Origin of the sequence: Clavibacter michiganensis (assembly GCF_016907085.1) — a bacterium.
GTDB lineage: Bacteria > Actinomycetota > Actinomycetes > Actinomycetales > Microbacteriaceae > Clavibacter > Clavibacter michiganensis_O.
The window spans coordinates 2,079,340-2,095,474 of sequence record NZ_JAFBBJ010000001.1 but is presented as its reverse complement, the minus strand read 5'-3'; the positions used below and the strand labels follow the sequence as shown (position 1 = coordinate 2,095,474).

Genomic DNA, 16,135 nt, shown 5'->3' with positions numbered 1-16,135 from the left:
CCAGGTGGACAGGCGCGCGCTCCGGGCGGGGCGGGCGGGGTGGGCCGCAGGGCGGATCAGGTCAGAACAGGCGCGCGTGCCCGTCGTCCATGCCGCGCATGGCGTCGTAGTCGAGGAGGAGGCAGCGGATGCCGCGGTCCTCGGCGAGCGTGCGGGCCTGCGGCTTGATCTCCTGCGCGGCGTACACGCCCGTGACCGGCGCGAGGTGCGGATCCCGGTTCATCAGCTCGAGGTAGCGCGTGAGCTGCTCGACGCCGTCGATGTCGCCGCGGCGCTTGAGCTCGACGGCGACCGACTTGCCGCCCGCGTCGCGCGCGAGGATGTCGACCGGCCCGATGGCGGTCATGTACTCGCGGCGCACGAGCTCGTGGCCGTCGCCCAGCAGGTGGATCTGCTCGGCCAGCAGCTTCTGCAGGTGCGCCTCCACGCCGTCCTTCACGAGGCCCGGGTCGACGCCGAGGTCGTGCGCGGAGTCGTGCAGCACCTCGTGGATGGAGACGACGAGCATGTCCGCCGTCTTCGGCTGCACGACGCGCCAGATCTCGCGGACGCCCGCGAGCGCCTGGTCGTCGTCGGGCTCGACCTCGACGATCGTGCAGGGCGGGCTCATCCAGTTGAGCGGCTTGTAGGAGCCGCCGTCCGAGTGGACGAGGAGGCTCCCGTCGGCCTTGACCATGAGGAGGCGGGTGGCGAGGGGGAGATGCGCGCTGAGGCGGCCGGCGTAGTCGACGGAGCAGCGGGCGATGACGAGACGCACCCGGCGAGCCTATCCGGGCGTCGGAGGGGTGCGCGTCGCGGCGGGCGCGGCTGCGGCGGCTGCGGCGGTCGCGGCGGCCCGGGCGGCGGATCCGCGTCCGGCGCGACGGCGGCCCTGCGAGAGGAGCACGCCGAGGAGCACGAGGACGGCGCCCGCGGGCTCGTTCCAGTGCAGGGTCTCGCCGAGCACGAGGATCCCGAGCGCGACTCCCACCACGGGCGTGATGTACGTGACGGTCGAGGTGGCCGTGGGGCCCCAGGCGAGGAGCACGTTCATGTTCCAGAGGTACGCGAGGCCCGTGCCGACCACGCCGAGCACCACGAGGCTGAGCACGATGGGGAGATCCAGCGACACGGGGCCGGTCGCGAGGAACGGGGTCGCGAGGACCATCGCGGCAGCGCCCATGCCGATCTGCATGAACGCGGTCACGACGCCGGGGATGCCGCGGTGCGTGAGGAAGCGGCGGAGGTAGCCGAACGTGATCCCGTAGCAGAGGGCCGCGCCGAGGCATGCGAGCTGGCCCGCGAGCTCGAGGAGCGGCTCGCCGGACGCGGCGGCTTCCGCGCTCGGGGTGAGGCGCCACGGGCCGATGATCACGACGACGCCGACGATGCCCAGCGCGATCCCCGCGAGCTGCCGGCGGCCGAGCTTCTCGACCCGGAACGCGAGCGTGGCGAGGAGCGCGGTCATGATCGGCGTGGTCGCGTTGTAGATGCTCGCGACGCCCGAGGTGACGTGCTGCTCGGCCCACGCGAACAGCGAGTAGGGGATCGCGGATCCCACGACGCCGACGACCGCGAAGTGCAGCCACACGACGCGCTCCTTCGGCAGCGGCAGGCGGCGCGCGGCGACGATGAGGCCGAGCGCGATCGCGCCGAGCACGAGCCGCGTCCACGAGACCTGGCCGAACGAGACGCCCTCGAGCGCGACCTTCATGAAGAGGAAGCTCGCGCCCCAGACCGTGCCCATGGCGGCGAACTGGACGGCGACGCGGCGGCCGCCGGGGAGCGCGAGCGGCGAGGCGGGGGCGGCGGATGCGGAGGGCGTCGGGGCGCCGGCGGGTGTCACGTCGTCAGCGTATCGGCGGGGTGCGACGGCGGCGGGCGGGGCGGCCGGCCGCGGCTCGGGGACCGGGATCAGCGCGCCGGCGGACCAGGGGGACCGCCGGCGAGGATCCGGGCGGTCACCGCGTCCAGCGGCTCGTCGGCCGCGATGCGCTGCTCCGCGACGAAGGGCAGCGGGTCCCAGCCGCGGTACCAGTCGCGCATCTCGTCCGCGCCGAACTCGGCGGCCTGCGGACGGCCCGCGTGCCGCCGCACGGTCTCGTCGAAGGGGACGTCGAAGGCGTGGAACCGGGCGTCGTCCGCGTGGCCGGCGATGCGCTCGAGGGCGGCCGCGTAGTGCGATGCGCGCAGGATCCCCTCGACGATCACGTGATGACCGGCCGCGAGGCAGTGGCAGGCGGCGACCTCGAGCAGGTCGACGTGCGCGGTGCCCTCGGGGAGCCCGCCCGTGTCCTCGCTCTCGCGGTAGACGACCCGGCGGAGGTGGTCCTGGCCGAGGACGGCGGCGGGCCAGCCGAGCGCGCGCTGGAGCGCGGCCGCGAGCGTGGACTTGCCGGATCCGGAGCTGCCGCGGATCACGATGAGCATGCGGGGATCCTAGGGACCCGGCGCCGTCGCCCGCGTGATCTCCTGGTCGCATGCGCCTGCACATCGACGAGACCGGCACCGGGCCGCGCGCGGCCGTCCTGCTCCACGGGCTGATGGGATCCGCCGAGAGCTGGTGGCGGGTCGCGCCCCTGCTCGCGGCGCGCGGATACCGGGTGCTCGCCGTGGACCTGCCGGGGCACGGCCTCGCCGACCGCGATCCGGCGCTGACGGTGCCGGGGGCGGCCGATGCGGTGACGCGCGCCGTCGCGGATGCGGGCGTCGAGCGGCCGGCGCTCGCGATCGGGCACTCGTTCGGCGGGATCGTGCTCGGGGAGGCGTTCCCGGAGCGGCGCCCCGACGTGGTCGTCTACGTGGATGCGCCACTCGAGGTCCTCGGCGGCGAGGATCCGGTCGAGGTGGCCGCCGCCTACGAGCGCGACCGCCGGGGCCGGACGGCCGAGGCGCTGCGGATCTCGCGGCCGGAGTACTCCGAGCGCGACCGCGAGGTCGAGGGCCGCGCCGCCCGGCGCTTCGACCCCGCCACGGCCGCCGCGCTCGCAGCCGTCCCGTCGTACGCGTGGGCGCCGGAGCCGGGGTCCATCGTCGTGCGCGCGGATCCGAGCCGCTTCGTGAGCGCGGAGGAGGCCGCGCGCCTCGCGGCGGCGGGCGTCGACGTGCGGGGCATCCCGGGGGCCGCGCACTCGGTCTGGTACTCCCACTTCGACGCCTTCACCGCGGCGCTGCCGGAGGCGTTCGGCTGATCCCCGTCCCGCGCGGCGGCGCGCGGGCGGCCAGCGCGTGGGAGGCCCGCGCGTGGGAGGCTCGGGCGATGACGACGTCGCCCGCTCCCGAGCCCGCCCCCGTGCTCGTCACGGCCAGGTTCGCGCTCGAGCCGCTGGTGGTCGCGCACGCGCGGGAGATGGTCGAGGTGCTGGCGGATCCGGCGCTGTACCGCTTCACCGGGGGCGAGCCGCCGTCGCCCGCCGCGCTCGAGGTGCGGTTCGCCCGGCAGGCGGCGGGGCGCTCGCCGGACGGATCCGCGCGGTGGCTCGTGTGGATCCTCCGCGAGCGCGCGTCGGGCCGCGCAGCCGGGTTCGTGCAGGCGACCGTGACCGGCGAGGCGCCCGCGCGGGTGGCGGAGGTCGCGTGGCTCGTGGGCACGGCGGCGCAGGGATCCGGCGCGGCGGCCGAGTGCGCGGCGGCGATGGTCGCGTGGCTGCGGGAGGACGGCGTCGGGGTCGTGCGGGCGAACATCCACCCGGATCACGCGGCGTCGGAGGCCGTGGCCCGGCGGCTGGGGCTCGCGCCCACCGACGAGCGCGTGGACGGAGAGATCCGCTGGGAGATGCGGGAGGTCTAGGCGACGGCGGGCTCCCGGAGGCCGCACACCATCCACACCGTGTCGCCGTCCTCGGGATCCGGCGTGACGCGGCCGCTGTCCGTGAAGCCGGCCTTCACCAGCACGCGGACGGACGCGGAGTTCCACCGTCGGACCGTCGACCACAGCCGGGTGCGGCCCGTCGCGCGGGCGGCCTCGACCACGGCGCGCGCCGCCTCCGTCGCGATGCCCTGGCCGTGCACGTCGCGCAGCAGCTCGAAGGCCATCTCCGGCTCCTCGACGGAGGCGCTGCCGACGACCAGGCCGCAGTATCCGATGACGCCCGGCTCGTCGCGGCGCTCGATCGCAAGCAGCCCGATGCCTGTGCGGAGCGACTCCTCGGCCTGCACCGTCAGGCGGTCGAGCACCTCGCCGCGTGACGGGTGCCCCTCGTCGTCGACGCGGCGGTGCGCGGGATGCCGCGGGTCGCGCTCGGCCCACAGGCGGTGGACCACGTCGACGTCCGCCGGGCCGAGCGGCCGCATGCGGAGGCGGGCGGTCTCGAGGAGCGGCGCGAGCGGGGAGGCGGGCATCCCCTCACGCTACGTCGGTCGCCTCCGGGAACGGCGGGATCGGATCCGGAGCGGATCAGTGGACGGCCAGCTCCACCGCGAGCACCGCGACGCCGAGCACGGCGACGACCGCGAGCACCAGGAGCTTCACGCCGAACGACACGCGCAGGCGGCGGACGGCGACGAGCGTCACGATCACGAGCGTCGCCACGAGGACGATCGCGATGATCCGCAGGGCCGCCTGGAGGTCGAGCGCGCCGAGCGCGGAGAGCCCGAGGATCGCGAGCGGCGCGGGCAGCACGCCGAGGGAGCTGATGCCGACGTACAGGATGTGGCCGACGTCGCGCCGATCCGGCACCTCGCCGTCGCGCACCATCTGCGCGATGCACTCGGCCACCGACACCGCGAGCAGCGTGCCGACCACCGTGAGCAGCAGGGTGAGCGCGGCGCCGCCGATCGTCGCGTGCTCCGCCTCGCGCTCGGTCGCGATGGTGACCGCGAGGGCGGTGAACGTGACGTAGATCCGCTCCTTCATGGCCTCGGATCGCTGCGCGGCGTCGGGGGCGCGGCGTCCGCGGGCGGGGTGCTGTTCCGGATCCGTCACGGGATCAGGCTAGGGGCACCGCCCGCTACCGTCGGAGCGTGCCCGACCTCGATCCCCGCCTCGTCGCGCTCTACGACGGCGACAACCCCGACGGACCCGACCACGACTTCGACCGGGCGCTCGCCGCGGAGGTGGGCGCCCGGTCCGTGCTCGACCTCGGCTGCGGCACGGGCATGCTCACCGTCTCGCTCCAGGCGCCCGGGCGCCGGGTCGTGGGCGTGGATCCGTCGGCCGCGATGCTCGATGTCGCGCGGAACCGGCCCGGCGGCGATGCGGTCGAGTGGATCCACGGCGACAGCCGCGCGATCCCCGCCGGCCCCTTCGACCTCGCGTTCCTGACCGGCAACGTGGTGCAGCACATCCCGGATGCCGAGTGGATCCGCACCCTCGCCGACCTGCGCCGGTCCCTCCGCGCGGGCGGCACGCTCACGTTCGAGAGCCGGAACCCAGCCGACCGCGCGTGGGAGCGCTGGGCGGGGCCGGCCACGACGCGCGACACCGCGCACGGGCCGCTCGAGGAGCGGATGGACGTCGAGGAGTCGGGACCGGGCCGCGTCACGGTCGCCTTCCGCAGCCGGTTCGTCGCGACGGGCGAGGTGGTCACCGACGTGCAGGAGTTCGCGTTCCGCGACCGCGCCACGATCACGGCGCAGCTCGACGCGGCCGGCTTCGACGTGGACGCGGTGCACGGCGACTTCGCGCGCGGCCCGCTGACGGAGGCATCGCGGGTGATGGTGTTCGTGGCGCGAGCGCGCTGACGCCGGAGACCGTCGCACTCGATCTGCGTCGTGCCGACGGTCAGAACGGGATGCGGAGCCCGCCGCTCGCCTCGATGGAGATCCAGAGGATCGCGACGAGGGCGGTGGCGGCGGCGACGAGCAGCAGGAGGATCCCGGCGATGATGCCGAGCGCCGATCCCGCGCGGAAGCAGAGGACCGCGAGGGCGCCGATGAGCAGCGCGAGCGCGCCGAAGACGAGACCGCCGATCACCGGGGGCCGCCCGCGGAGTCGGACGCGTGGCGTGCGCGACGAGGGCCAGGAGCTTCCACGACCTCAGGCTAGGGGGAGGCGGGTGCTGCGTCGCGGGTGACGGCGGCACCCGGTCCGGATCGCCGACGCGCGTGGGAGCATCGGACCCATGAGCGACCCCACCGCGCCCGTCTCCCCGCCCGACCGCGAGGCCGCCGCGCGGATGTGGGCCGCGTACGCCGACGCGCACCCGCAGGCCGTCGCGGCCGGGCCCGAGCACACGGTCGAGCACTTCGGGGATCACGCGCGCCTCGCGGACGAGCTGCTCGGGATCGTGCTCTCGGGTCGGAAGCGCGCCACCGCCGAGCTCGTCGCCGACTTCCTCGCGCGCGGCGACGAGGTGCCGCGGATCGGATCCCACTGGATCGCCTGCGACAGCACCGGGGCGCCGCGCATCGTGATCCGCAGCACCGAGCTCCGCGTCGGCCCGTTCACCAGCGCCGACGCCGCCTTCGCGCACGACGAGGGAGAGGACGACCTCTCCCTCGAGAGCTGGCGCACGCAGCACCGCATCTACTGGGAGCGCGTGAGCGCGGCCCGCGGCGCGGCCTGGTCGGAGGAGGACGAGATCGTCTTCGAGCGCTTCGCCGTGGTGTGGCCGCCGGAGCACGCGGACGCGCGGTGACGCGGTCGGGGCGCCTGCTCTCGGCGCGCATCGCCGCCCGCCTCTGGTTCGCCGCGCAGGCGGCGGGCGGCGCCGCGTGGTGGATCGCCGTGCCGACGATCCCCGCGGTGCGCGTCGCGACGCTCGGGTCGCTGGATCCGCTGCCCGTCGCCCTGCTCGACGTCCCGCTGTTCGTGGTCGGGTCGGCGCTCGCCGCCGCCGGGGTCCGGTGGGCCGCGGCCGTCGCGTCCGCGTGGACCCTCCTGGTCGCCGTCGCGCTCGCCGCCTACGCGACCGTCACGACCGAGGCCGGGATCGGGGTCGTGATCATGGCGGTCGCCGCCCTGGGATCCCTCGTCGCCTGCGCCCTGTTGCTGGTCGGCCGGCTGCCGACCCGCTGGGCGCTCATCGGCCCGTTCGCGGCGCGCCCCGCTGACGCGACCGCCGCCACCTCGCGGCACGTGCTCGCGACGGCCCTGCAGATCGTCGTCTTCTGGGGCTCCTTCCTCGTCGTCGCGCCCCTCGCGATCCGCTGGCTCGAGCTGCGCTGGCGTGTGGCGGTGCCGCTGCCGTCGGCCGCGTTGCCCGTCGGGATCGCCGTGCTGGCGCTCGCGAGCGTCCTCGGGATCTGGTCGGCCGCCGCCATGTCCACCCGCGGCGGCGGCACCCCGCTCCCGGCAGCGACCGCCACGCGCCTCGTGATCGCCGGCCCCTACCGCTTCGTCCGCAATCCCATGGCCCTCGCGGGCGTCACGCAGGCGGCGGCCGTCGGGCTGATTCTCGGATCGTGGCTCGTCGTCGCCTACGCCGTCATCGGCTCGTCGCTCTGGAACCACGTCGTGCGCCCGGGCGAGGAGGCGGACCTCGAGGCCCGCTTCGGGGATCCGTTCCGCCGTTACCGCGCCGCCGTGCGCTGCTGGGTGCCGACGTTCCCGGGCGTTCCGGGGACGCCGCGCTGACGCCCCGGCCCGATCAGCGGAGGATGGACCCGATGGCTGACACCGAGATCCCCACGACCACCTTCCCCGACGGCCGCAGCACGGTCGCCCTCGCGCAGGGCACCTGGAACATGGGCGACGAGCCCGCCGCCCGAGCGACCGAGCTCGACGCCCTGCGCGCCGGCCTCGACGCGGGCCTCACCGCGATCGACACGGCCGAGATGTACGGCAGCGGGCGATCCGAGGAGCTGGTCGGCGAGGCGATCGCCGGCCGCCGCGACGAGGTGTTCCTCATCAGCAAGGTGCTCCCGTCGAACGCGTCCCGCCGCGGCACGGGCGAGGCCGCCCGCCGCAGCCTGGCGCGCCTCGGCACCGACCGGCTGGACCTCTACCTGCTGCACTGGCGCGGATCCCACCCGCTCGCCGACACGGTCGCCGCGATGCAGGAGCTGGTGGAGGAGGGCCTGATCCGCGCGTGGGGCGTCAGCAACCTCGACGCCCGTGCCCTCGACGAGCTGGCGGCGATCCCCGGCGGCGACGCCGTGCAGACCGACCAGGTGCTCTACAACCTCGCCCAGCGCGGGCCCGAGCACGACGTGATGCCGTGGGGGCGCGAGCGCCGCATGCCCGTCATGGCGTACTCGCCGCTCGACCAGGGCCGGCTCGCGACGGATCCGACGCTCGCCGCCCTCGCCGCGCCGCTCGGCGTCAGCGCGGGCCAGCTCGCGCTCGCCTGGGTCGTCCGCCAGTCGCCGCACGTCTTCGCGACCGCCAAGGCCGCGACCGCCGCGCACGTCGCCGAGAACCGCGCGGCGCTCGATCTCGTGATCCCGGACGAGACGCTCGCGGAGCTCGACCGCGCGTTCCCGGGGCCGCGGGGCGCGGAGCCGCTCGCGATGTACTGAGCCGCGACGCGGACACGTCTCATATTGCTCCGTTTGTTGCGTTTATGCGTACAATCGCAGCATGGGCACCCAAGGAACCCGGACGCTCGAGGAGCTCGCCTCCGAGCAATGGGGGCTGGTGACCACCGCGCAGGCGAGCGCTGCCGGTGTCGCGCGGAGCACGCTCACCCGGCGAGAGAGCTCCGGGTCGCTGGAGCGCATCCGGCCCGGCGTGTACAAGGTCTCGACCGCGGCGATGGACGGGCGCGACGATCTCCGTGCTGCTTGGCTCGCCTCGACGCCCGCCGTGCCGGCACGAGAACGTCGTCGGGATCCGGATGTTGTCGTCGGCGGTGCCGCCTCGGCGTGGGTGCATGAGATGGGTGACATCAAATCGTCGCCGTTCACCTTCTGGACCAGGGCTCGCAAGCAGACCCGCGCCACGGACGTGCGATTCCGGGTGTCGGATCTGTCTCCCGCCGATGTGACCCTCGTCGACGGCCTCCCCGTTACGACTCGCGAGCGGACCCTCGCCGACCTGCTCGAGACGGACGGTTCTGATCTCAGCCTGGTCGCCGATGCGCTCGGCGACGCGGAACGGTCCCGCGGGGACCTCGACGTGCCGGCGCTGATCTCGCACCTCGAGCAGCGCGCGCCCCGTCTGGGTTTCGTCGGCGGCGCAGCCCTGTACCGCCGGCTCCGAGCGCTATCCGGCCTCGACGGCCGTGATCCTGAAGGTCTGACGGTGCATGCCGATCTGGCGGAGCTGGTCATCCGGTCCTTCGACGCGCAGCTGGAGGAGGTCTTGGCTCCGCTGCGTGCTGATGAGAGGCGGATCGCCCGGGCGGCGATGCTGCCGGTCCATGATGCGATCGCCTCGATGGCCCGGGGTCTCCAACCGCTGATGTCGCGCGAGCTCTTGTCTGCGACGCCGGCTGCGATGGCGATGACGACCGTCCCGCCGTTCCCCCGCTTCACGATCGATGCTCTGGTGCATGATGCCCTGCACGCTGCGACGAGGTCTGCGCTCGAAGCGGAGCGCGGCAGGACGGAGGAGGTCACATCGCCGTGAAAGCAGATGACGCATATCGGCGCCCGGCTGACACCATGCGCGCCATCTCGGCGGCCGCACGGCGTGCGGGTCCCGCGCTCGGCGTCTCCGTCTCCGATCTGAGGACGTACCTCGTCTTCGACCGCTTCCTCGGTCGAGTGTTCGCGCTGGCCGATCCGGCGTTCATGTTGAAAGGCGGTACGCGGATGCTGGCCTTCATCCCGGCCGGCCGTGCCACCGTGGACATCGATCTGGAGAGCGGGCAGATGGGCCTGGACGCCGCTGTCGCGCACCTCGCCGAGCTCGTGGAGGTCGACATCGGGGATCGGCTCTCCTTCCGCCTGGTGAGGCGCGTCGATGGAGGAAGCGAGGACCAGCCTGCGCTCGCCGTCACCTCGCTGCGGTTCGAGCTGGACGAGGTACCGGGGCATGCGATCAAGGTCGACCTCGCGGTCCATGAGCGCGTCGGAGTGTCGATGATCAGAGCTGCGCCGCGTTTCCGAGTGCCCCTCGGCAAGCCGGTGCCGGTCGTCGACTACGCGATGATCTCCGTCGAGCAGCAGATCGCGGACAAGGCCGCGGCCATGATGGAGCGGAACCACGCAGGCGGGGACGGGCGCTCCTCTCGAGCGAAGGACCTGGTCGATCTCGCGCTCATCGCGATGCACCTCCCCTGCGACGGGAGTCTCCTGCGCGAGGCCACGGAGCAGCAGATCCGAGAGCGCCGACTCGAGCCCTTCGTCGCCGTGGATGCCTCGCCGGAGATCCAGCGTGGCTTCGCCCGCGTCGCGCGGAGCCTCAGCGGCTTCGGGCTGAGCTGGCGCGAGGCGGAGGAGCTCGTCAACATGATGCTCACTCCAGCCCTGCGGGGCGACGCACAGGGGACGTGGGTGCCAGATGACCGCGCGTGGACATCCCGTTGACGCTGGTCAGGCCCGCGCGACCCCCGTCACGATCCACCGGTCGCCGCGTGCCCGGAGGCCGAGCGTGAGCGCCCGCGCGCCGATGTAGACGAGGCCGAAGGCCGCCCACAGCGCGAGGAGGGCGGGGGTGCCGGCGACGCGGCCGGTCTCGGTGAGCCACGCCACGAGGATCAGCGCGGGCGCGTAGATCGCGAGGTTCACGAGGCCCGCGAGCGCGAGGTAGCGGGCGTCGCCGGCGCCGATGAGCACGCCGTCGAGCACGAACACGTACCCGGCGACGGGCAGGCCCACGGCGAGCACGAGCGTCACGGCGGTGAGCATGCGGTGGATCCCCGCGTCGCCCGTGAAGACCGGCCCGAGCAGCGGCGAGAGGGCCGCGAGCACGAGGCCGAGGATCGCGCCGAGCCCCACGCCCCACTGCACCAGCCGGCGGGCGACGGCCCGCACGCGCGGCACGTCGTCGGCGCCGAGGCCGTGGCCGACGAGCGCCTGGCCGGCGATCGCGAGCGCGTCGAGGACGAACGCGACGGTCGAGAAGAGCGTGAGCGCGATCTGCAGGGTCGCGAGCCCGGTCACGCCGAGGCCCGCGCCCACGGCGACCGTCGCGAGGATCGCCGCCCGGAGCGACGCCGTGCGCACGAGCAGCCAGCCGCCCGATGCCGCCGAGCGCGCGACGCCGCGGATGCCCGGCCGCAGGGTCGTGCCCGTCTCGCGGGCGGCGCGCACGGCGATCGCGACGAACACCGCGGCCATGCCCCACTGCGCGAGGACGGTGCCCCACGCGGAACCGGCGATGCCGAACCCGAGGCCGTAGATGAGGAACGCGTTGAGCGCCGCGTTCGCCGCGAAGCCCGAGACGGCGACGACGAGCGGGGTGCGCGTGTCCTGCAGGCCGCGGAGGAGGCCCGTCGCGGCGATGACGAGGAGCATCGCGGGGATCCCGGCGAGCGAGATGCCGAGGTAGGTGCGCGCCGCGTCGACCACGGCGACGGTGGCGGCCGAGTCCGCGTCGGCGCCGCCGGTGTCCGCGAGGGCGCGCACGAGCGGATCGGCGAAGAACAGGCCCAGCACGAGGACCACCGCGCCGAGCGCGAGCGCCAGCCACAGGCCGTCGATGCCCGCCCGGATCGCGCCCGGCCGGTCGCCCGCGCCGAGCCGCCGCGCGACCGTGGGCGTGGTCGCGTAGGCGAGGAAGACGAGGAGGCCGACGATCGTCTGCAGGATCACGCTCGCGATGCCGAGGCCCGCGAGCGGCGCGCTGCCGAGGTGCCCGACGAGCGCCGTGTCGGTGAGCAGGAACAGCGGCTCGGCCACGAGCGCGCCGAGCGCGGGCACCGCCAGGGCGAGGATCTCGCGGTCGAGCGGGCGGCGGATCCGCGGGCCGCGCCCGGCGGATCTGCCCGCGGGCTCAGACCCGGCGGCGTCCGTCAGCGGACCGCGTGCGCGAGCCGCTGCACGACGCCGGCGGTCGCGGCCGTGAAGGCGCGCGCGACCACGGGGTCGAGCGAGGCGAGCGAGATCGGGCCGCGCTCGGCGATGTGCGCGTCGTACGGCACCGTGAAGATCTGCGCCGGGCGGGCGTCGTCGAGGATCCGGTCGATGCGGGCGACGACCGCGGGATCCTCCGGGCGTCCGTCGTGCAGGCGGATGATGACGGCGTTGTCGGCGAGCATCGCCGCGTGGCCGCCGAGCTCCCGCAGGAAGTCGAGCAGCGCGACGGCCTCGAGCACCGCGTCGCCCGCGTTGAGCACGGGGACGACGAGCACGTCGGTGACCTCGATGGCGCCGCGGAATGCCGAGGACGACGGCTGGTTGCCGGAGTCCATCACGCGCATCCCGTAGTACTCGTCGATGAGGCGCGCGACGCCGATCACGTCGTCGCCCGTGAGCTCGCGGCGCGGCCCGACGGACGCGACGACCGAGGCGAAGCTCGTCTGCGGCGCGGTGTAGCCGGCGAGCTGGCCGGCGCTGTGGATCTCGTCGCGGTCGCGCACGAGCTCGCCGAGCCCGCGGGTCGGCTGGCCCTCGGCGCGGTAGCCGAGCGCTCCGGGATCGTCGGTGACCTCGACCACGGCGACGGATCCGCCGCGGATGGACCCGAGCACGCCGCCGAGGATGAGGGAGGTCGGGGTCTTGCCCACGCCGCCCTTGCGGTTCGCGACCAGCACGCTGACCGCGCGCGACCAGGTGGCCTGCCGGATGATGCGCTCGTCGCCCTCGCGGCGGGCGACCTCCGCGTTCGCGGCGGCCTCCTCGGCGCCGGGGCCGATCTTGAAGACGCCGCCCGTGACGGTGTTCATGAAGCCCCGGAAGCCCGTGCGCGCGATCGCGGGACCGCGCGGCGGGCGCTGGCCGGTCTGCTCGGGGAAGAGGGTGAGGGCGCTCGTGGCGGCGTCGGCGCGCGGGGTGCGCATGACGTAGCGCTGCGGATCCGCGTCGGGGAACGCCGTGAGGTCGGTGCCGGGGCGCGGGGCGTCGGCGGGCTCCTCGACGTCGTCGGGCGCGGCGGGGAGCGACGCGACAGGGGTCGGCTGCGGCTCGACGGCGGCAGCGGGACGGACGGGCGGCGCGTCGTCGACGGGGGCGGCACCGGCGGGCGCGGGCGTGCGCTCGGCGTCGGCCGGCTCGGGACCGGACGCCTCCGCGCTCGGGCGCAGCGGCATGCGGAAGGGGTGCGCGTTCACGACGTGCGGCGCGGGGACGGTCCACGCGGATCCGGCCTCGGGGGAGACGACGGCGTCGAAGGGGGTGGGCGCGACGGCGGGGCGCGCGACGGCGGGGCGCGCGTCGTCCGCGTCGTCGTCCTCCGCGGGAACGGGAGCGGCCGCGGGTGCGGCGGCGGGCACGCGGTCCTCGGGATCCACGTCGTCGTCCTCGGCGTCGTCGAACAGCTCGTCGAAGGCGTGCGTGCCGACGACGACCTCCTCGTCGGCCTCGGCCTCGGCGGCCTCGATCTCGGGAGCCGCGGCCTCGGGCGCCCGGGCCTCGACGGGAGCGGCACCGGGGCGCACGCGGTCGGGTCCGAACAGGCCGCCCTCGGAGGTGCGCGGCACGGCGGGGAACGGATCCACCCAGCGGTGCGCGTCGCCCGACGGCTCGGCGGAGGTGCGCTCCATCTCCTGCTGGCGGCGGCGCAGCTCCCTGCGGCTGAGGAGGGGAGGCTCGGACGCCCCACCGTCGCGGTGGCCGGTGTCCTGCGTGTCGTCGGTCATGTGGCTCGCCTTCGTCGTCCCCGCCTGCGCGGACGAGGCTACCAGTGGGCGGTGCCGCCCCCGGATCCGCCGGGTCGTCGCCCACCGCGCGCCCCCGCCTCGACGCCCGCCGCGCCCCCGCCCGGGGTCGCCGTCCACGGGCGTGGCGGGCACGCGGATCGAGGTCGGTTAGGGTCTCCCCGTGATCCCCGGAACCGCCGACGTGCCCGCGCCCGCCGACGACCGCTCGGCCGCCGTCTCGTCCGTCGCGACGGAGCTCGGGGTCCTGCTCATGCAGATCCGCACGCTGCGCATCGAGGAGGCCGCCGCGTTCCACGCCGGCCTCCAGCCCGGCGCGTTCGCCGTCGCCCGGTGGATCCGCAGCGACGGGCCCGCCTCCGCCGGCGCCGTCGCCGCCGGCCTCCTCATGGACAAGAGCTCGGTGAGCCGGCACCTCCGCGTGCTGCGCGAGGCCGGGTACGTGCAGGACGAGCCGGATCCCGAGGACCGCCGCTCCACGATCCTCACCCTCACCCCGCTCGCCGAGGAGCGCCTCGCGCAGGTGCGGATGGGCACGCGGGAGCGCCTGCAGAACCGCCTCCACGCGTGGGACACCGAGGAGGTCGAGCAGCTCGCGAGCCTGCTGCACCGCTTCAACGTGTCGCCGCGCGACAAGCCCGCCGACGCCTGACGCCGTGCCGCCCGGCCGTCCGGCCGCCGCCGCGGGTCCGCCGCCCGGCCGCCTCAGCCGGCCTGGTGCACTGCGTAGCTCGCCACGAAGCCGAGCACCGTCACGAGCCCGGTGAGTGCCTGCGCCTTGCGGAACGCCTCGGGGATCATCGTGTCGCAGATCATCGCGAGGATCGCCCCGGCCGCGAACGCCATCACGACCGACTGCCCGCTCTCCGGCAGGCCGCCGAGCAGCGCGTACCCGCCCAGCGACGAGAGCGCGCAGACGACGGCGATGGTGGTCCAGAGCCCGAACACGTAGCGCGCGCTCCGGCCCGACTGCTTCAGGTCGGCCGTGCTCGACATGCCCTCGGGGAAGTTCGAGATGACGACCGCGACGAGCACGCCGATGCTCAGCGCCCCGCCGCCCGTGAGGCTGAGGCCCTGCACGGCCGTCTCGGGCACGCCGTCGAGGAGGGCGCCGAGCGCGATCCCCACTCCGGTGCCGCCTCCGCCGCCCGACTTCCCGTGGTGCTTCCGCCGGAACCCGCCGTGCTCGAGGATCTGGTCGAGCACCACGTAGACCACCGCGCCCGCGACGAAGCCGCCGAGCGTGGGGATCACGCCGCCGCTGGCCGCCGCCTCGTCGACCAGGTCGAACGACAGCGCCGAGATCAGCACGCCGGCGCCGAACGCCATCACGAGCGCGACGACCTCGCGCGGCACCTTCACGAACCACGCGACGAGGGATCCGACGACGAGCGACAGCCCGGAGAGCAGGCCGGCGAGACCGGCCAGGAGGAGAGGCGACATGCCTCCGAGGATGCTCTCTCCGGCGTCGTCCGTCACATCGTCCTGCGGTGCCGCGTCACCGCCCCGCCGACACCCCCGCGTCGCGGAGCGCCAGGTCGGCGAGCTGCCGCACCACGCGCGGGTCGCCCGCGCGCCAGGCGGCGACCGGATCCGGGTGCGCCTTGAGGAGCGCCGTCGGCTTCCGCGTCGAGAGGGCCCGCAGCGCGAGCAGCTCGGTGCCGCCGGGCGTCGCGGAGAGCGATCGGGCGGCGGCCGCACGGCGCACGAAGGACACGCGCCGCAGCAGCCAGTGCCGCACGATGAACGCGATCGGCACGAGAGCCACGAGGAGCCCGAGCACGAGCGCGATGGTGCCGACGAGCGACTGCTGGTCGCGCCCCGCCTGCACGAGGCCGGATCCGATGCCGCTGGCATCCTCGAACGGACCGCGGGCGGCGTCGCCCACCAGCGGCAGGCGGCCGAGGGCGTCGGCGGCGTCGGTCATGGATCCGCTCAGCTGCGTCCCCGACCGCTCCATGCTCCGCCCGAGGTCGCCGAGCGGACGGATGAGCGCGGCCATCGCGATCCCCACCAGCACCGAGACGACGATGCCCGCGAGCGCCGCGGTGTCGGCCGCGATCTGCCGGGCGCGGACGAGGGGGAGCGCGGAGTAGAGCTGCATGCGTCCAGCCTGGCCCGCGGGTGGGGCGACGCGCGGATCAGGTCGCGGGGTCGTCGAGCGCGTCCAGCGCCCGCAGCGCCTCCCGCGCCCGCTCGAGGCGCGCGTCCTCCGGCTCGTCCCACCAGCGCGGGCCGCGCTCGCCGAGGCCGTGCTTCGCGAGGCTCACCCGCTCCCGGGCCGTGGCGATCGCGGCGTCGTCGCCCGCGCGCTTCGCGGTGCGGACCCCCGAGCGTCCGCGGCCGAGGTGCGACGTCAACGCGTCGACCAGGTCGGCCGGCAGCGACGGATCCGTGCGCGGCCAGCGCCGCCCGTTCACCACCAGCCAGCGCTCCGCCTCGATCGCGGCCTCGGCTGCCGCGTCGGCGTCGGCGGCGGCGGCGGGATCCGGGGGCCGCTCGGTCATGGTCCGACGCTAGCCCGGGCCGCCCCGGACGGACGGTCGCGCACGGCCACCGGCTAGGCACGGGGC

At 75.2% G+C, this 16,135-nt stretch carries 20 protein-coding genes; 9 read left to right on the top strand and 11 right to left on the bottom strand.

The window, feature by feature from the left end:
* Positions 1-61: 61 nt before the first annotated feature.
* From nucS to JOE38_RS09740, 3 genes are all read right to left on the bottom strand, one after another.
* On the bottom strand, positions 62-757 hold the full coding sequence (gene nucS, locus JOE38_RS09750; RefSeq protein WP_204576077.1) for an endonuclease NucS: 696 nt from the start codon (positions 755-757) through the stop codon (positions 62-64).
* 9 nt (positions 758-766) lie between these two features.
* A complete protein-coding gene (locus JOE38_RS09745; protein ID WP_239545431.1) occupies positions 767-1,726 on the bottom strand; it encodes a DMT family transporter in 960 nt (319 codons plus the stop codon).
* 167 nt (positions 1,727-1,893) lie between these two features.
* A complete protein-coding gene (locus JOE38_RS09740; protein ID WP_204576074.1) occupies positions 1,894-2,409 on the bottom strand; it encodes an AAA family ATPase in 516 nt (171 codons plus the stop codon).
* A gap of 50 nt (positions 2,410-2,459) precedes the next feature.
* Here JOE38_RS09740 and JOE38_RS09735 point away from each other — a divergent pair, with 50 nt between their 5' ends.
* Both JOE38_RS09735 and JOE38_RS09730 read left to right on the top strand, forming a co-directional pair.
* Positions 2,460-3,170: an alpha/beta fold hydrolase gene (locus JOE38_RS09735; protein ID WP_204576071.1), complete on the top strand. Its 711-nt coding sequence runs from the start codon at positions 2,460-2,462 to the stop codon at positions 3,168-3,170.
* A 68-nt stretch (positions 3,171-3,238) separates the two neighbouring features.
* Entirely contained in the window at positions 3,239-3,769 is a 531-nt protein-coding gene (locus JOE38_RS09730) for a GNAT family N-acetyltransferase (RefSeq protein ID WP_204576069.1), read from the top strand.
* Here JOE38_RS09730 and JOE38_RS09725 read toward each other — a convergent pair.
* Together JOE38_RS09725 and JOE38_RS09720 are read right to left on the bottom strand one after the other, a co-directional pair.
* The gene (locus JOE38_RS09725; protein ID WP_204576067.1) at positions 3,766-4,320 is read right to left on the bottom strand and encodes a GNAT family N-acetyltransferase; all 555 of its coding nucleotides are present in this window, start codon (positions 4,318-4,320) and stop codon (positions 3,766-3,768) included. The genes JOE38_RS09730 and JOE38_RS09725 overlap by 4 nt on opposite strands.
* Positions 4,321-4,375: 55 nt before the next feature.
* On the bottom strand, positions 4,376-4,903 hold the full coding sequence (locus JOE38_RS09720) for a hypothetical protein (RefSeq protein WP_204576065.1): 528 nt from the start codon (positions 4,901-4,903) through the stop codon (positions 4,376-4,378).
* A gap of 38 nt (positions 4,904-4,941) precedes the next feature.
* Between JOE38_RS09720 and JOE38_RS09715 the strand changes: the two genes are divergently transcribed.
* Positions 4,942-5,661, top strand: a complete 720-nt coding sequence (locus tag JOE38_RS09715; protein WP_204576064.1) for a class I SAM-dependent methyltransferase — start codon at positions 4,942-4,944, stop codon at positions 5,659-5,661.
* Between the two features lie 40 nt (positions 5,662-5,701).
* Here JOE38_RS09715 and JOE38_RS09710 read toward each other — a convergent pair whose 3' ends face one another.
* Positions 5,702-5,893, bottom strand: a complete 192-nt coding sequence (locus JOE38_RS09710; protein WP_204576063.1) for a hypothetical protein — start codon at positions 5,891-5,893, stop codon at positions 5,702-5,704.
* Positions 5,894-6,041: 148 nt separating this feature from the next.
* On the opposite strand from JOE38_RS09710, the gene JOE38_RS09705 reads away from it, so the two are divergent.
* The 5 genes from JOE38_RS09705 to JOE38_RS09685 all read left to right on the top strand — a co-directional run bounded on the left by JOE38_RS09705 (position 6,042) and on the right by JOE38_RS09685 (position 10,332).
* Positions 6,042-6,557, top strand: coding sequence for an ASCH domain-containing protein (locus JOE38_RS09705; protein ID WP_204576062.1), 516 nt, complete (start codon positions 6,042-6,044; stop codon positions 6,555-6,557).
* Positions 6,554-7,495, top strand: coding sequence for a methyltransferase family protein (locus JOE38_RS09700; protein WP_204576061.1), 942 nt, complete (start codon positions 6,554-6,556; stop codon positions 7,493-7,495). Before JOE38_RS09705 ends, JOE38_RS09700 begins: the two co-directional genes overlap by 4 nt.
* A 23-nt stretch (positions 7,496-7,518) precedes the next feature.
* Complete coding sequence (locus tag JOE38_RS09695) at positions 7,519-8,379, top strand: aldo/keto reductase (RefSeq protein ID WP_275577773.1); 861 nt, start codon at positions 7,519-7,521, stop codon at positions 8,377-8,379.
* A 61-nt stretch (positions 8,380-8,440) separates the two neighbouring features.
* A complete protein-coding gene (locus JOE38_RS09690; RefSeq protein WP_204576057.1) occupies positions 8,441-9,430 on the top strand; it encodes a type IV toxin-antitoxin system AbiEi family antitoxin domain-containing protein in 990 nt (329 codons plus the stop codon).
* A 35-nt stretch (positions 9,431-9,465) separates the two neighbouring features.
* The gene (locus JOE38_RS09685) at positions 9,466-10,332 is read left to right on the top strand and encodes a nucleotidyl transferase AbiEii/AbiGii toxin family protein (protein ID WP_204576054.1); all 867 of its coding nucleotides are present in this window, start codon (positions 9,466-9,468) and stop codon (positions 10,330-10,332) included.
* 6 nt (positions 10,333-10,338) lie between these two features.
* Here the strand turns inward: JOE38_RS09685 and JOE38_RS09680 are convergent, their stop codons facing one another.
* Positions 10,339-11,673 (bottom strand): MATE family efflux transporter, encoded by a 1,335-nt coding sequence (locus JOE38_RS09680; RefSeq protein ID WP_239545428.1) that lies wholly within the window; start codon positions 11,671-11,673, stop codon positions 10,339-10,341.
* Between the two features lie 86 nt (positions 11,674-11,759).
* A complete protein-coding gene (locus tag JOE38_RS09675) occupies positions 11,760-13,544 on the bottom strand; it encodes an ATPase (RefSeq protein ID WP_204576052.1) in 1,785 nt (594 codons plus the stop codon).
* A gap of 181 nt (positions 13,545-13,725) precedes the next feature.
* Here JOE38_RS09675 and JOE38_RS09670 point away from each other — a divergent pair, with 181 nt between their 5' ends.
* On the top strand, positions 13,726-14,214 hold the full coding sequence (locus JOE38_RS09670) for a MarR family winged helix-turn-helix transcriptional regulator (RefSeq protein WP_204576050.1): 489 nt from the start codon (positions 13,726-13,728) through the stop codon (positions 14,212-14,214).
* A gap of 53 nt (positions 14,215-14,267) precedes the next feature.
* On the opposite strand, the gene JOE38_RS09665 is transcribed toward JOE38_RS09670, so the two are convergent.
* From JOE38_RS09665 to JOE38_RS09655, 3 genes are read right to left on the bottom strand one after another with little or no spacing between them, the layout of a single operon-like run.
* Positions 14,268-15,005 carry a ZIP family metal transporter gene (locus tag JOE38_RS09665; protein ID WP_204576047.1) on the bottom strand — a complete coding sequence of 246 codons (738 nt, stop codon included), beginning with the start codon at positions 15,003-15,005 and terminating at the stop codon, positions 14,268-14,270.
* A gap of 55 nt (positions 15,006-15,060) precedes the next feature.
* Complete coding sequence (locus tag JOE38_RS09660) at positions 15,061-15,666, bottom strand: hypothetical protein (protein WP_204576045.1); 606 nt, start codon at positions 15,664-15,666, stop codon at positions 15,061-15,063.
* 37 nt (positions 15,667-15,703) lie between these two features.
* Positions 15,704-16,069, bottom strand: coding sequence for a biopolymer transporter Tol (locus JOE38_RS09655; protein ID WP_204576043.1), 366 nt, complete (start codon positions 16,067-16,069; stop codon positions 15,704-15,706).
* Positions 16,070-16,135: the final 66 nt, after the last annotated feature.